The organism is Pseudoalteromonas sp. MMG022 (assembly GCF_021654245.1).
Classification (GTDB): domain Bacteria; phylum Pseudomonadota; class Gammaproteobacteria; order Enterobacterales; family Alteromonadaceae; genus Pseudoalteromonas; species Pseudoalteromonas amylolytica.
This window is the reverse complement of record NZ_JAKFZQ010000023.1, coordinates 31303-47029: the sequence shown is the minus strand read 5'-3', so window position 1 is coordinate 47029 and position 15727 is coordinate 31303. Positions and strand designations below refer to the sequence as shown.

The 15727-nt window shown below is 43.1% G+C and carries 11 protein-coding genes; 8 read left to right on the top strand and 3 right to left on the bottom strand.

What is annotated here, in order from left to right; translation table 11 throughout:
- Positions 1-77 precede the first annotated feature (77 nt).
- From L1070_RS17270 to L1070_RS17260, 3 genes are all read left to right on the top strand, one after another.
- On the top strand, positions 78-2537 hold the full coding sequence (locus L1070_RS17270) for a glycosyl hydrolase family 18 protein (protein WP_237126515.1): 2460 nt from the start codon (positions 78-80) through the stop codon (positions 2535-2537).
- Positions 2538-2737: 200 nt separating this feature from the next.
- Positions 2738-2956, top strand: a complete 219-nt coding sequence (locus L1070_RS17265; RefSeq protein WP_070987568.1) for a DUF2798 domain-containing protein — start codon at positions 2738-2740, stop codon at positions 2954-2956.
- Between the two features lie 212 nt (positions 2957-3168).
- A complete protein-coding gene (locus tag L1070_RS17260; RefSeq protein WP_343221772.1) occupies positions 3169-3873 on the top strand; it encodes a transporter substrate-binding domain-containing protein in 705 nt (234 codons plus the stop codon).
- Here the strand turns inward: L1070_RS17260 and L1070_RS17255 are convergent.
- The gene (locus tag L1070_RS17255; protein WP_237126494.1) at positions 3850-5367 is read right to left on the bottom strand and encodes a DUF2235 domain-containing protein; all 1518 of its coding nucleotides are present in this window, start codon (positions 5365-5367) and stop codon (positions 3850-3852) included. The genes L1070_RS17260 and L1070_RS17255 overlap by 24 nt on opposite strands.
- Positions 5368-5492: 125 nt before the next feature.
- Here L1070_RS17255 and L1070_RS17250 point away from each other — a divergent pair, with 125 nt between their 5' ends.
- The 3 genes from L1070_RS17250 to L1070_RS17240 all read left to right on the top strand — a co-directional run bounded on the left by L1070_RS17250 (position 5493) and on the right by L1070_RS17240 (position 9125).
- Positions 5493-7448 carry a RecQ family ATP-dependent DNA helicase gene (locus tag L1070_RS17250; protein WP_237126493.1) on the top strand — a complete coding sequence of 652 codons (1956 nt, stop codon included), beginning with the start codon at positions 5493-5495 and terminating at the stop codon, positions 7446-7448.
- 61 nt (positions 7449-7509) lie between these two features.
- Complete coding sequence (locus L1070_RS17245; RefSeq protein WP_237126492.1) at positions 7510-7920, top strand: hypothetical protein; 411 nt, start codon at positions 7510-7512, stop codon at positions 7918-7920.
- A 14-nt stretch (positions 7921-7934) separates the two neighbouring features.
- A complete protein-coding gene (locus L1070_RS17240; protein WP_070987579.1) occupies positions 7935-9125 on the top strand; it encodes an anhydro-N-acetylmuramic acid kinase in 1191 nt (396 codons plus the stop codon).
- Positions 9126-9138: 13 nt separating this feature from the next.
- On the opposite strand, the gene L1070_RS17235 is transcribed toward L1070_RS17240, so the two are convergent.
- Both L1070_RS17235 and L1070_RS17230 read right to left on the bottom strand, forming a co-directional pair.
- Positions 9139-9627 (bottom strand): hypothetical protein, encoded by a 489-nt coding sequence (locus L1070_RS17235; protein WP_070987581.1) that lies wholly within the window; start codon positions 9625-9627, stop codon positions 9139-9141.
- A 205-nt stretch (positions 9628-9832) separates the two neighbouring features.
- Complete coding sequence (locus L1070_RS17230; protein ID WP_237126491.1) at positions 9833-10642, bottom strand: alpha/beta hydrolase-fold protein; 810 nt, start codon at positions 10640-10642, stop codon at positions 9833-9835.
- A 418-nt stretch (positions 10643-11060) separates the two neighbouring features.
- Between L1070_RS17230 and L1070_RS17225 the strand changes: the two genes are divergently transcribed.
- Both L1070_RS17225 and L1070_RS17220 read left to right on the top strand, forming a co-directional pair.
- Positions 11061-14402, top strand: coding sequence for a LamG domain-containing protein (locus L1070_RS17225; protein ID WP_237126490.1), 3342 nt, complete (start codon positions 11061-11063; stop codon positions 14400-14402).
- 135 nt (positions 14403-14537) lie between these two features.
- Positions 14538-15647, top strand: a complete 1110-nt coding sequence (locus L1070_RS17220; RefSeq protein WP_237126489.1) for a hypothetical protein — start codon at positions 14538-14540, stop codon at positions 15645-15647.
- Positions 15648-15727: the final 80 nt, after the last annotated feature.

The following is a 15727-nucleotide window of genomic DNA, read 5'->3' as shown; positions in this document are numbered from 1 at the left end:
AGTTAGGTTTATTATTGGTACAACAATCATCCACCTTAATCGGCTGGATACAACATGTAAATAAGGTTGAGAAAGTAATGAAAGTAAAACAACTTACAGGGGCGATTGCCCTGGCAATGATATCAGGAGCCGTTTTTGCAGCACCTTCAACGCCAAGTTTAAGCTGGGAAGCACAGCAGTATTCCTTTGTTAACGTGAACCTCGATGGCACTGGGTCATATAAAGACCTTGTACAAGCTAAAGAGCAGGTCAATATCAGCATTAAATGGAACGCATGGAGTGGTGATGGTGGTGATGGCTACAAGGTTTATTTTGACGATATGTTGGTAAACGAAGGGTCATTACCAGCAGGAACTAAAAGCGGCACGATTGAATTCCCGTATACAAGCTCTGGCCGTCATACCTTGTATGTAGAATTATGCGAAGGTCAAACGTGTGCGCGCAGCGCCGGTAAACCGATTGTGATTGCAGACACAGATGGTGGACATTTAGACCCACTGCCAATGAATGTGGATCCTAATAACAATGACTATGGCACCAACCCTAACTATGTAACTGGTGCATACTTTGTTGAATGGGGCATCTATGGCCGTAATTTTGATGTGACCAAAATTCCTGCGCACAACCTATCGCACCTGTTATATGGATTCATTCCAATTTGTGGTGAAAACGAGTCGTTGAAACAAATTGAAAATGGTAACAGTTGGCGCGCATTACAAACTGCCTGTGCGGGTAGCGCCGATTATGAAGTGGTTATTCACGACCCATGGGCGGCGGTACAAAAAGCGTTACCGGGTGTAGATTCAAAAGACCCAATCCGTGGTACCTATGCGCAATTAATGGCACTAAAACAGCGTTATCCTGATCTGAAAATTTTACCTTCGGTGGGTGGTTGGACGTTATCAGACCCATTCCACGGCTTTACCACTAAAGCAAATCGTGACACGTTTGTGGCCTCGATGAAGAAATTCCTAAAAACTTGGAAGTTCTACGATGGTGTTGATATCGACTGGGAATTCCCTGGTGGTGATGGCCCTAATCCTGATTTAGGCGACCCAGTAAATGATGGTCCAGCGTATGTTGCATTGATGCAAGAGCTACGTGCCATGCTAGACGAGCTAGAAGCTGAAACGGGTCGTCAATATGAGCTGACTTCAGCTATTGGTTCTGGTTACGACAAGATTGAAGATGTTGACTATCAAGCTGCTTCTCAGTACATGGATTACATCTTTGCGATGACGTACGACTTCTTTGGTGGCTGGAACAATGTGACAGGTCACCAAACTGCGCTGTATTGTGGCTCACACATCAGTACAGATGAGTGTAATGGTACGGGTGTAGATGACAATGGAGAGCCGAGAAAAGGCCCAGCTTACAGTGCTCATAACGCTATCAAGCTATTGCTTGCACAAGGCGTTGACTCTAAGAAGCTGGTAATGGGGGCAGCAATGTATGGTCGTGGTTGGGAAGGTGTAATGGAAGCAAATGCAACCATTCCAGGCAACCCAATGACTGCACCGGGTAATGGTAAATTCACAGGCTCTACATCAGAAGGTGTTTGGGAGCCAGGCATTATGGACTACAAAGGCATTGTGGCTAATTTGTTAGGTTCAGATGGCAAGGGTATTAATGGCTTTGAAGCAGGTTACGATGACCAGGCTGAAGCGGCATATGTTTGGAATCGTAGCAATGGTAAATTGCTTACCTATGACAGCCCGCGCTCAGTTAAAGCCAAAGGTAGTTACGTTAAGATAAATGACTTAGGTGGTTTATTCGCATGGGAAATTGATGCGGATAACGGCGATATCCTAAATGCGATGCACGAAGGTCTTGCAGGCGATTTACCGCCAAACCGTGCACCTGTTGTTTCTGTAGATAGCCAAGTAAATGTGGGCAACGGTGGTAGCACGACAGTAACAGCAACAGCAACCGATGCTGACCGTGATGTGCTGACTTACACTTGGACGGGTGATGCAGCGTTAACGCTTGCTAATACAAACAGTGACAGTGTTTCGGTAACAGCGCCTACTGTTGCGACTGATACTAATTACACACTGACAGTGACTGTATCAGACGGTAAAGTGGATGTATCTAAAGATGTGACTGTGACAGTAACGACAGCATCGAATAATGCGCCAGAGCTACAGCCAATTGCTGATGTGATGCTTGATGAGGCAACGCAAGTAAGCGTAAGCGCTGTTGCTACAGATGCTGACAACGATACGTTGACGTACACTTGGGACGTACCTGCTGGTCTGACGCTAGTCGGTTCAGGAGCGAATGTTAGCTTAAGCGCAGGTGACGTTGCTCAAGATACTATGTATAGCGTATCTGTGACCGTTTCAGACGGCAAAGCTTCGGTATCTGAGTCTTTCCAAGTGACGGTTAAAGATGTGTCTGACCCTGTAAATGCTTGGGATAGAGACACTGTTTACTGGGGTGGTGATATCGTTGTACACCAAGGTAAGCAATACCGTGCTAAGTGGTGGACTCGAGGTGAAGAACCGGGTACGGCTTTGGTGTGGGAAGCACTTTAATTATAGTGAGCGAACGCTGTATACCCTAGGGTTGACTCAAGGATGAGCACAGCGAAAGCAAGCAAAATAATACAATGCCAGCGCATGTAAAGCGCTGGCTTTTTTGTCATCCAACCTATGTAAACTGTATTACGTCTAGATTTAAATTGTATGATCTTATATCCTGCTCGTACTTGAATTGCTGTAGGACATTCACTGCCATGCCGTCACTCAAACACCGTATCGTTTTTACTTTGTTACTATCACTATTTCTTTCAATTTTAATGACGCTATGGGTAACATATATCAACCTAGGTTTGAGCGAACATTTTCTCGTTGATTGGGGGCGAGCGTTTATATTGGCTTGGCCTGCTGCTGCGGTGATTTCATTTTTCAGTGCGCCCATAGCACAAAAAATTACTCAAAAGTTAGTGGTTTAGCATAATATCACGTGACTTTTCTATACATTCACTACATTTTAGCTGCAATTTAACGTTGATGGCCGCACTTAATTGGTAATATCTCGTTAATCTTCCATACTCAAATGAGCGCTTCTGATTTGGGTTGAAGTATTAATTTGTATTACAAACTCTTTGTCGTTTTATTGATTTTCGTTACTCATTACTCGCATAGTTGTGAACGCACTTTTAAGGTGGGTGTTGGCACACCTTGGCCTCCTTACGTTATGTATGAGGCTGATCGTTATTTTGGATTAGATATTGATGCAACCAAGGAAATCTTTGCAAAAGCCGGATTGTGTATTCGTTTTGTTAGGCTGCCGTCATCAGCACGGGGTATCACTGAGCTAGAGAAAGGTTTTATTGATGTTTTACCTTCAGCCAGTTACAACGAACAACGAGCTAAAATTGCCTATTTCAGCTCAGAGTATCGCAAAGAACGAATGCGTTTGTTCACTTTGTCTACCTTAGATGAAGTGAACAACCTCAGTGAGTTATTCAGCCAAGGCTATTTATTCACCGCCAACCCCGGCGCATATTATGGTGAAGAGTTAGAAAATATTTTACGTATCGAGCAGTTTAAAGATAACTATTTTGAAGTAGCAAGCTTATCGCAACGTATGGAACTAGTGCGTCGTGGTCGTGTAGACTTTCTAATCGAAGATGAGGCCAGTGGTATTTACTACAAAAAACGTTTGGGCTATAACGCTCTAAGAGTACACCCATATGTGATCCATGATAATGGTATTCACTTTATGCTCAGTAAAGATGCGTTCGATATCGAACAGGTTGCACAAATAAATCGTGCGATCAACCTGGTTTCTGAGCAGCTCAAAGCCATCGAACTGAGATACCAAGCTGATCTCACTAAGCCACTATCCCAGTCGAGTCACTTCTAGCTCGATTGCGCCACGATTGAGACCATAGTCACAGCAAATATCATTGGCAAATGGGGTAAACTCACCATGTTCATGTACTTTTATATCGCCACCACCGTTAAGTGAAAAGGCTTGAGAATCATCTGCATTAATACAGCCAACCAATGAAAACCATGGTCTGCCAGGTAATCGCTTATAGGGTTCCATCATTTCAATTGGGAGCTTTTTAACGCCTACCGTCCGGTTGTCTCGTTGCCAACCACTGGCCGTAACTTGCGTGTCTTTGTCATACCAGACTTGATGACTAATTGGTTCTATACGATAAGTTGCACCTTTTTCTAACCAAAGACCGGTGTAATTATAGGGCTCACATGCATACACCTTGATGTTTCTGTGCTCACCCACTTGTAGAATATTAAGCTGTTGCGTGGGCAACTCAATATGTGGGTTGATGCCAACACACTCCAGAGTTTCACCATTAGCGTATTCTAGATGATGCTTTAGGCCTTTGAGAGATTCGGGCCGATAACTACTGTTATTGTAGATACGCTTGGCAACACTGTGGTGAATGATAGGCGGGATGTCTGTGACTTGGTTGTCTTTCATAACAACGCACAGACGATGCGTCGCTTTGAAGTTTATATGGCTCCAAAAATAATCATGCTGGTGGCTTGGTGCCAGTGCATCGGGTTTTATTGCTAAGTCATCGGCATCAATGAGTAATGAGCCATCGTTTGGTAATAAACTTTTATAGTCTATTTGTTCACGGGTGAGTACTTGCAGTTGCACAGGTTGTGTTAATAACCACTCTAGGCTGTAGCGCAAACAAATATCGGACAATCCACTGCGATAAAAGCCGCCGCCAATATCCGAATGGCTACCAGCAAACCAGACCTCATGAACATTTAGGGCTTGGTTAAATAAAGTTGCTTCAAAGGCGCGACGTTTATCATCTAGGCTCACACAATGCAGCGCGGCTTCGACGTTACTGGGAACGTCATGATCTGAGAAAATCACATGCTCAGTGCCACAGGTCGCTTTGGTTATTTTGCTAAAACCAATTGACGCTATGGTATCGAAAACACACAGATAAACATCACTATCAATATGTTTCTCTATACATTTTGCAAATCTTCGAGCTAGGGCCGCACCGCGACTAAAGCCTATTAATATTACTTTATTGCCGGCTTGATAATGCTGTTCAAAATCATGCATGGCGTGTGACAAAATACTGGCCACATCGCAACGTTGTGGCGCTAAGATTTGATTTAGAACCTTTTTTACAGTGCTACCTTGATGACCAATACCACTGTAATAAAAACACTTTTGAGCTGGGAAATGACTTTCTGCCTGAGGGTGAATACGCCCTCCGAGCAATAAGTGCAATTTTAATACGTTACTTATTTCACAGTCTTCTTTGAATTGCTCTGCGCTATATTGTTGGCTGTCTCTGGGTTCGCTCCCTGTGCCATCAAAACTAAAAACCAATAACGAAGGTTCGGGTGAATTTAACATGGCTTTCTCCTCTTATGCACAGAATGAATTTGCCAACACGCGCTAAAAGTTACGTATTAGCGTTAATGCTAAACACAAAATATGATACTTTTAAGTCAAGAAATTACTTCAATTGAGACCCTATCATGGAGCATGGACAGCAGTTGCTAGAAAGCTTATCGCAACATTTTGGTTTTGCCAGTTTTCGCCCCGGTCAAGCGCAAACAATTTCACATTTATTAGCGGGTCATTCATCGCTTGCGATTTTTCCAACTGGCTCGGGGAAATCGTTATGCTACCAATTAACAGCGTTGCATCTGCCTCATTTAACCTTGGTGGTCTCTCCGTTGCTCGCATTGATGCAGGATCAGGTGGCATTTTTACAAGATAAAGGTGTTGGGGCTGCGACATTGGACTCCAGTCAATCCACTGAGCAAAGTCAGGCGGTTATGCAGGGCGTGCGCAAAGGTGATATAAAAATTCTGATGGTGTCGGTCGAGCGCTTTAAAAATGAACGCTTTCGGGAGTTTATAAATGGTATTAACGTGTCTATGTTGGTGGTTGATGAGGCACACTGTATATCTGAATGGGGCCATAATTTTAGACCTGACTATTTAAAACTCCCCGATTATCGGCGCGAGTTGAATATACCGCTAGTCTTGCTTCTGACCGCGACGGCTACAAAGAAAGTCAAATTTGATATGGCTAAGCGTTTTGACATTTCGCCACAACACATTGTGCAAACGGGCTTTTATCGACCCAATTTAGATTTGTCAGTGCTGAGCGTTACAGAGCAAGATAAGCTGGCACAGTTAGTGCGACTTATTCGCGCACAACAGGGTGCGGGCATTGTGTATGTCACCTTGCAGCAACAGGCGCAACAAGTAGCAAAGCAGCTACAAGCCGCTGGTGTGAAAGCCGAGGCGTATCACGCAGGGCTCGACGATGAAGTGCGTCGTAATGTGCAACAACGATTTATGGATAACCAGATTCAGGTTGTGGTCGCGACCATTGCCTTTGGTATGGGGGTTGATAAATCTGACATACGCTTTGTAATTCACCATGACTTACCTAAATCTATTGAAAACTATAGTCAGGAAATAGGCCGAGCGGGGAGAGATGCTCAGAGCGCCTATTGTACCGTGCTTGGCAATTTAGACTCAGTGGCAACCGTTGAAAATTTTGTCTATGGTGATACCCCAGAACGTTCGGGGATTGAATACGTCATAGCGCAGTGTTTGCAAGAGCAAACAGCTGGAAAATGGGAGTTACAGGAGTTACAGCTATCAAAAGCGAGTAATATCCGCCTTTTGGCATTAAAAACGCTACTGGTACAGTTGGAGATCCAAGGGGCGATTACAGCCAAGTATGCTTATTATGCTGACTTTAGACTCAAGTTTGTTACTTCTCAGGGTAAGTTACTTAGTCGCTTTGATCCCACAAGGCAAGCATTTTTAAAACAAATATTCGACCATACCCAGTTCAAAAAGGTATGGGGAACACTAGATATGCAGGCATTGGTTGCTAGCGGCGCTGATAGGCAAAGGGTTGTCGCTGCACTTGATTATTTGCACGAACAAGGGCTTATAGAACTGGAGAGCAAACGGCTGGTTCAAGTATATGATGTTAACACCCAGGTGTTATCACAGCCTGAGTTAGTCGATAACTTATATCGATATTTTAAGGACAAAGAACAGGCAGAAATTAAACGCATTGCTGCGATGCTGCGGTTTTTTGAGTTAGACCGTTGTCTAAGTGCGAACTTGGCTTACTATTTTGATGATCATCAAGTGCCTGAATCTTGTGGGCATTGTAGCGTGTGCCGCGCTCAGGTAGTGAAACTAAGCTTAAGTAAGGCCCCAGAAGTGCCGCTTGATGATGCGCTTCGTAACTATGTGTTTGCCATGCAAAAGCACTTAAGGCAAGGTGGTGTTCAGGCCAGTAAAGAGACTGTGATCCGGTTTTTAGCAGGCGTAACTACACCATTTATCAGTCAATACAAGCTAAAGCAGCTCCCTGGTTTTGCTTGCTGTGAGGGCCTACGGTTTACACAAATAACGGACAAAGTTCAGCAGTTGGCATTGTGCGCAAGTGAGTCTTAAATCTACATGATCATTGTATATTCAGGGCTATCAACCTAAAGTGACGCATAGGAGTGTGATTATGAAATTGTTTTTATTACCTTTCTTACTGATCTTCAGTTGTGTGAGTATTGCACAGAACAGTATTTATACTTTTGATGGCAGTATTATCAACATCCCACCTAGTGCGTTTGTGAACGACGCAAGACAATATCCAAAGATCAGTGATTTTAGTTTACAAGTGTATCACCCCATGAGTAGTGAGCAAGGGGATAGAGCAGCGCTGGTAACTATCAAAAACATGGCCGCTGGTAAGCGTTTTTTTCAGGCTGAACACGTGATGGCAGTGTTGGCCGACGGCGCTCGTCACACGCCGATCTCTACGGTGAGCAAGCTTGCATTGGAAGGGCAGCAAACAGCAACATTAACACTTGAGTTTGGTCGCCACGACTATCCGATAGTAAGTGTGTATACTTCTGAAAAACTAAAATAACTATGTAAATCCTTATGCATCCACATATTGAGAAACTATACCAAAGTGCCGAAAAACCTGAGCGTTTGATCATTGGCCTGATGAGCGGCACATCGTTGGATGGCCTAGATGTCGCATTATGCCGTATCAGTGGCAGTGGCCGAGAGACTCAAGTGACAGTGCAGGCATTTACCACTTGCCCTTACCCTAAAGCGGTTAAAGACAAAATACTGACAGTGTTTGCTAAGCAAACCGTTGATCTGGAATATCTCACCCTGCTAAATGCATGGATCGGTAAATATCATGGTGAATTAATTAATCAGTGCTTAAAGAACTGGCAGGTTGAACCAAGTGATATTGATGTTATTGCCAGTCATGGACAGACCATATTTCACTGCCCAAAGCATCAACACCACTACAGTGATTTTGGTAATGCTACCTTACAGATTGGTGATGCAGATCATATCGCTGTTACCACTGGGATCACCACCGTAGCCGATTTTAGGCAAAAGCATATAGCTGCTGGCGGAGAAGGTGCACCTTTGGCGCTATATGGTGACTACTACTATTTTGCCAGCGATACCGAACACCGTGTGTTGTTAAATATGGGCGGCATTGCAAATCTAACCTATTTACCTAAAGGCACCGAGTTGGAAGGAGTGGTGTGTAGCGATTTAGGCCCAGGTAATACGTTGATGGATGCATACATGCGCCAGCATTTTTCACAGCCCTATGATGAGAACGCGCAGCTTGCAAGCCTTGGTACGGTAAACCAGACATTGCTAGATAGACTACAGGCAGAACCTTTTTTTGCCTTACCTTTACCAAAAACAACTGGGCCAGAGGTATTTAACTTAGAAATGCTAGAGGCAGCCCAACGAGATAGCAGTACAGAAAAACTTAGTCATCAAGATATCATGGCAACACTAAGTGCGTTGTCAGCTCAGGTTATTGCTAGGCATATCAATACGCTGTGTACTGAGCAATGCATGGTGTATAGCAGCGGTGGTGGCGTACATAACCCATTGCTCATGAGTCAAATTAAGCAGCTGTTAGCACCGCATATCCAGTTACATAGCAGTGACACGCTTGGCATTCACCCTGATGCAAAAGAGGCCGTGCTATTTGCTATGTTGGCTAATGAATGTTTAGCGGGCAAAGTTACCGCACGCAAAGATCTAGCCTTACCACAGGTCACTATGGGTAAAGTCAGCTTTGCGGATTAGCGGTTAAGCAAAGCTAGAAAATCGCCAGCAAAGATGCCATCAGGTTAGTGGTATGGCGTTTAACTGCTGATGCGACCACTGATGGCGATGCTTTGCTATCGAGTGACCGGTTCATCGAAGAGGTATTGTTGATATAAGCGTTGTATTCCACGGTATTTTTGACCATACCATGTAGACCCACCAAACTAAGTTGCACTATATACTCACCAGATTCACCTTGGCCTTTTAACGTTAAGCTTTGATGGCCTGTATCTAACGCTTGTTTTGTCACGGGAGCTTCTGCGCTGAAGCTTGCTGAGCGCGCTGTTACCGAGGTTGCGTATAAGGCAATTGAATCTCCAAGTTGAGCATCAAACGGTAGCTCACATAAAAATGGTAAACCCATAGTATGATATTCAAGTTGCAAGGTATCGTACTGCAACGCGTGTAGACAGGCTTGATCTTCAGCATGTTCATCTAGTGCGCGAGCTGAGAAACTCAGCAGTACCGGTGGTTGTGTCATCGTCTTCAAGTGGTGGTTGATTTTAAGTGGGGCGCATTATTGCGCAGTTAGATGACAGTTTTATGACTTTGTGCGCAATAATAAACAAAAATGTAGCAATACTTGGCTACTTGTTAATTGCTGAAGGGGCGCGTTTGGGTTATTGCTCTAAATGAACTTTGTACTGTGTTGAATGAGGCGGCTGGCATCACTCAGCTGCTTAAGCTCAGTATTTGATTTTCTTAAATGCGTCGTATACAGCTAGGTGCAGCGTATCACCGTGGGTTAGCTGTGGAAAATAGCCAAATTCAAGCTGTGTATTATCAAGCAGTTTTGGCGTGATTTTTTTATGCAGTTGCTTGGCTAAACGCTCCATCTGTTCGCCTTCCTTACCCACTCCGATGTAGACCGATTTTGGTGATTGAGAAGGATTAAACGCTTGTTTAAGAAGCGCTTCATCATTCCACCATAGGCTGGGGCTGATGATCACGTAATGATCGAACATTGCGCTGTGATTAAATAAAATTTCACTTGCCAATAAGCCTCCAAGTGATTGTCCTATCAAAGTCGAAGTGCCATTAGTTCGGTAGCGCTGTGTGACCATAGGTTGTAACTCTTTAGCAATAAAGTCTATGAACTGTTTTGCACCGCCGTGGCTTGGTAGTTCTTTTTTATCCAAGGCATTATTGCTGGGCGTGGTGAAGTCGTGCTTACGGTCAATGTTTTCAATACCCACAACAATGGTATCAGGTAATATATTGAGCCAAGGGAAATTAGCAAACTGCACTAAGCCAGCAATATGAATAAAGTCTTCATCTTTAGAGCCATCTAGTAGGTAAATAACTGGGTAAGTTTGCTGTTTGTTTTGCGTATAACTGGGTGGCAAATAAACATGTACTGAGCGTGATTGTTGCAAAGATTGTGACTTAAATGTCAGGGTTTTTGCAAGCTCAAAGGGCTGACTGGTGAGGTTATCCTTTGCTATTGCAGAAAACGTTAAACAAACGCTCAGAATTAGCCATTGTATTTTGAACATATTCGGTGCTTCCTTGTAACTATGCGAGGGTTAGTTTTTATTCTGATGCTGGAATTATATTTAACTAAATGAAGGCAATAAACAAGCGTTGTGAACCATCATGAAAATGTATAGGAGCTGTTTCGCCAATCCCCTCTCAAAAGCTAGTTATAAAGTAGTATGTTTAAAAATAATACGGTTAGAATTTTTTATTTGATGAAGTGTCTATAAGTACTTAATTAATATGAAATATTTCATATAAGACAGAGCGAAAACGATTCCTTGTCAAAAATTCTTACAATATTAAGCCTTACAAAGTGTAGGTGTACTACGATGGTTTGGTTAAAATTATTCTCCGACCTAATTTTATTGGAATAAAAAATCTAAAAATAAAATATATTTTACGTTTTGAACAGTTTTAATATAAAAGGATTATAAAATGACGCTTCTAACTTCCCATCGCTCACTCGTGGCTGTAGGTATAATTTGTTTACCTTTTTACAGCTTGGCCGACTTATATAAAGTCACTTTTAGTGGCTATGTCAATGAAGTAAAAGACCCATATTCACTGGTTACTAACACAATTAAATTGTCAGATCCTATTGTGGGTGAATACTGGTATGACAGCCAGATGCATGACTTAAGCAGCTATCCTAACTATGTGGCTGAGTCTCAATCTGCGGGTATTCGCTATGAGGCAACAATCGGCAATGTGTCACTGACAATGGATGAAACTCAACCAAAGCTAAGGCTGGTGATAGACCCACACAATGCGGGCTCTTACTTAGTGATACCAAGCAATACGCGTACTGATAGTAACTTGTCTGTACGTAATACTTACCTTTTGACAGAGTTTGAGACCAACAATCAGAGCGTCGGCGATGAACTGATCCCACTTGTATATGAGCAGTGGATGTCGCATCGTTTGCATTTGCGTCTGTTCGATGAACAAAACCCAGCCACTGTTAATAACAATACTTGGGTTGAAGGAACTATTACAGCAATTCAAACCGAGCCGTTATGCTCGTCGACCAATACCGTGCAACTCAGTCATGAAGAGCGTATCACCCTAGATGGTAGGAGTAATACGGTAGAAGGTAAGGGAAATGAATCACTTAATCCTGCACAGTTGTTGGTACCTGGTACGGTGCTATGTGTTAAAGGCGCGCCTGAGGGCGCCAGTCATGAGTTAAGAATCGAAAATGTAGCAGGAACAGCTGAGGCTCCCATTACCGTGATAAATTCTGGTGGGCAGGTGGTATTTAAAAACCTTGATAGCAATGGCTACATCGATACTGCGATAGAGGTGCTAAATTCCCAACATTTGCATATTACTGGCTCTGGTAATCAGGCGTATGAATATGGCTTTAAGATTGACGGTCGCGTCGGTACCATTCGCAAAGGTGTTGCTTATTACAAACGCAGCAGCGACATCGAACTGGATCATATTGAAGTGGGCTATACCAGTCAATCTGGTCTTAATTTAAAAACCTTTAGCAATTGCTCGGATGGCTCAGTGCCCGCACGCTATGCAGAGCAAGGCGAAACGCCACAATTTTACGACGCTTACAATGAGCCTTTAGTGCTTCATGACACACCAGAACAATATCAAAAAGAGCATATGCATGACTACAACAACGATGGTGTGATTAACCATCTTGATGCTAGTTCCAAAGGTGACATGACCTTTTACAATGCCAGCTATCACGATAATTACATTCACAATACAGGCACAGAAGGAATGTATATTGGCTCTAATGGTAGCTATCGGCTGTACAAAGCGAGTGAACATGCCGACCCATTTCATTTACCAGGTTCAGGGATGGGAGGTAATGAGAGACGTATTTGCCAGTACTATCAAATACCTGACCAACAGCAGCAAGTCGCATTTGGTGATTACAACGAGCCAATGGCAGGGCAGTTGGTTGGTGTAAAAATATATAACAACATAGTTGATAGAACGGGCTGGGATTCAATCAACGTTAAATCTAGTGCCGTTGATTGCGAAGTTTTTTCCAACCAAGTGACGAACTTTTCGACTAAGAACTATAACCGTGATCAAATAGGCGCCATCAGCTTACAAACGAATACTCATTGCGATGTATATCGCAATACGCTAGAAGGTGGAACTGAAGGTGGCTATGGTATGGGAGTTCATGCGCCAACGCTTGGGGGGGTGATTGCTAACAATGTTATTAAAGATGCGGGCAAAGGTGGTCAGTATGGTAAAGAATCCGCTATTCAAGTGCGTTTTAATACCGATGATGAGCATCATAAAATGTACGACGAGCAAGATCAGCACATTCCTTGGCAGCAGATCTACCAAGGTAAATCACACCATGTAATTAATAACACGATTATTAACCCCGTAAAAGAAAGTGTTGATTTTCGCATATATAGAGAAACCCACTCGGTTGCGAACAACTTAATCATACCAGACAGCACGCCGATGGATGTGGCTGGAGATGTGATTGTGGCCTCCAACCTCAATACCTCTGCTGATACTTTAGAGGGCGGAAATGATGCACCGTATGCCCTTAAAGTTGGGACCTCTGCCCAGAATACTGGTACAGATATGCCAGCAGAGTATGGCGTTGAGGCCACAAGGCTAACGACGGATTTAGTCAACATCACTCGGCCATTGCAAGGGGCATATGACATTGGCGCGCTTGAATACGTCACGCTAAGAGTGTTAATGAACGAGGGCGGGCGTGTTGTTAGCAATCCTGCGGGTGTTGATTGTCCAAAAACATGTGGTGGTGTGTTTGATACTAATCAGCTAGTTACTTTGAGTGCTATCGCCGACAGTAGCCACGATTTTCTCGGTTGGGAAGGGTGCGATCAGGTGGCTAGTGGGCGCTGCGAAGTGATGGGTCACAAGCTAGTTAAAGCACACTTTGCGCCCAAAGTTGTTCGGATCAGCACGTTTAGCGGCGCACACGGTGATATTTTACCCAATGGGCCTGTGTCGGTCGCACGTGGCGATAGCCAAACCATGACAATCTCTCCTGCGCCTTTGTATCAGGTATCATCTTTACTGGTGGATGGAGAGCCTGTGCCTGTTGCAAGTGAGTATCTATTTGATAGCGTGAGTGAGAATCACGTGATAGAGGCGAGCTTTAGTTTTGATTTAAACTATGCGGATTTACTGCACCTGACACTTGATGATGGCTCAGGTAACACCGCTGTGAATAGTGGCACTTTAAGCGAAGTCAATGGTGTGGTAGACGGTGCTACTTGGGTGAATGAAGGTCATATTCAAGGCGCGTTAGGTTTTGATGGTGATGATTATGTGAACCTATTTGCGCATGAATTGATGGATGTTAACCCCCAGCAACATAGCTTTACTGCTACCTTGTGGTTTAAAACCACCCACAGTGGTGCCTTAATTTCTAAAGTTAAAGATGCCACCTCAGATGTTCAGTTCTATCTGTTTGCAGGAAGTAATGGTGCACTGTATGGCAGAGTGGGCTTGGAAGACGGCGCATATAGAACGATTCGCAGCAGCTCAGACACAATAGATGATGGGCAGTGGCATTTTGCTGCGCTGGTGAACGATCACAGCACAGGCTATTTTAAAGTGTATTTAGATGGCCAGCTTTTGGGGAGCAAAGTGTCTGGCTTTGTGCCAAGTAATGGTATGGATATTTTGATAGGTGCACGACGCGATGGCGATAATCAATCAACGGGTAATCACTTTACTGGGGATATAGATGACGTGCGCTTTTTCAAAAAGGCCCTTGATGAAAGTGAGATTTTGGCACTTTTCAGTGGTCAATGATTGAGCTTTAGGCTAAGCCTTGGCAGCTTAAGTTAATTGGGCTGCATTTTGGTTTTGTTACTTGCTATGCTGTTTTATGGTTAATTATGTATACTATGCATAATTAACCATAAAACAGCATAGCGGGTAGACTAGATGAAAAAGATCAATTGGCATTTTCAACGAAAAGCACTTGCTGAGTCATATCTACAAACAGTATATCAAGGCGCGGTGAGCCGTATCGCGCTGCTTGATGTACGCAGAACGGGTAAAACAACATTTTTGCTCAAAGATCTTTATCCTATTGCTTTGGATAATGGTTTTATTCCCGTCTATGTAAACCTTTGGGGAGAGCCTGAAAATCCAACGCTTGCTATTACCCAAGCGCTCAGTAGCACACTGAATGTTTTGAATCAGTCGGTAAAGGGCAAACTAAGCGACATTGCCAACTCGGAGATTAAAAAGCTAGAGGTGGGCAATAACGTATTTGGTAAAGCCACCATAGAATTTAGTGATAGCAACGCGCACAAGCCAAGCCAATCCGAGCTATATAAAATCAATCAACTAGTAGAAGCATTATTTAATAAGTGCGGTGATAAAGCCCTGATTATTATTGATGAAATTCAACACCTCGCTTCGTCAGAGAAGTTCCTATCGGTGCAGCATGCACTGAGAACCGCATTAGACACTTATAGTGACATCAGTGTGGTATTTGCCGGCTCGAGCCGTTCGGGCGTCAATGCCATGTTCACTGATAAAGATCGGCCATTCTACGACTCGGCATTTATGATTGATTTTCCAAGGCTTGGGGATGAGTTTGTAAAACATTGCTGTGACACGTTAAGCAAGCACTTTAACTTGCATTATGATCCGTTGGAAGTTGGTGATTTCTATGAAGAGATTGATAAGTCTCCGTTTTGGATGATGAAGTTAATGACTTATTTGATGGCAAATCAAACGAGCCTAAAAGAGGGCCGTGAGTATATTAAAGCGTTGATGATCCAAGATGGTGACTTTGAAAATCTTAAAAAGCGACTCAGAGAGCTAGATATCGCAGTATTAAGTTTAATAAAAAAAGGCTGTACTGCTTTGTATAGCACTAGCACTATTGAAAAATTAAGTAAAATAACCAAGAGTGATATTACCACCTCGGCGATTCAAACAAGTGTTAAGAAGCTCAAATCAATGGTAATTATTTCTCAATATGGTGAAAAGTACTATATCGAATCACCTGGTTTTATTAAGTACTTAGAAGATAATATGTAAATTATTATAAATTGAAATTTATTAATTTTATTTTAATGGCTTATTATTTATTAAATATAGTTTGGTATTTCGTGTTTGTT

What these genes read in the sequence shown, in the direction of transcription:
- L1070_RS17255 (WP_237126494.1), bottom strand. Translation starts at nt 5,367, where the DNA reads ATGTTAAATTCACCCGAACCTTCGTTATTGGTTTTTAGTTTTGATGGC.
- L1070_RS17240 (WP_070987579.1), top strand. Translation starts at nt 7,935, where the DNA reads ATGCATCCACATATTGAGAAACTATACCAAAGTGCCGAAAAACCTGAG.
- L1070_RS17250 (WP_237126493.1), top strand. Translation starts at nt 5,493, where the DNA reads ATGGAGCATGGACAGCAGTTGCTAGAAAGCTTATCGCAACATTTTGGT.
- L1070_RS17235 (WP_070987581.1), bottom strand. Translation starts at nt 9,627, where the DNA reads ATGACACAACCACCGGTACTGCTGAGTTTCTCAGCTCGCGCACTAGAT.
- L1070_RS17220 (WP_237126489.1), top strand. Translation starts at nt 14,538, where the DNA reads ATGAAAAAGATCAATTGGCATTTTCAACGAAAAGCACTTGCTGAGTCA.
- L1070_RS17230 (WP_237126491.1), bottom strand. Translation starts at nt 10,642, where the DNA reads ATGTTCAAAATACAATGGCTAATTCTGAGCGTTTGTTTAACGTTTTCT.
- L1070_RS17245 (WP_237126492.1), top strand. Translation starts at nt 7,510, where the DNA reads ATGAAATTGTTTTTATTACCTTTCTTACTGATCTTCAGTTGTGTGAGT.
- L1070_RS17225 (WP_237126490.1), top strand. Translation starts at nt 11,061, where the DNA reads ATGACGCTTCTAACTTCCCATCGCTCACTCGTGGCTGTAGGTATAATT.
- L1070_RS17270 (WP_237126515.1), top strand. Translation starts at nt 78, where the DNA reads ATGAAAGTAAAACAACTTACAGGGGCGATTGCCCTGGCAATGATATCA.
- L1070_RS17265 (WP_070987568.1), top strand. Translation starts at nt 2,738, where the DNA reads ATGCCGTCACTCAAACACCGTATCGTTTTTACTTTGTTACTATCACTA.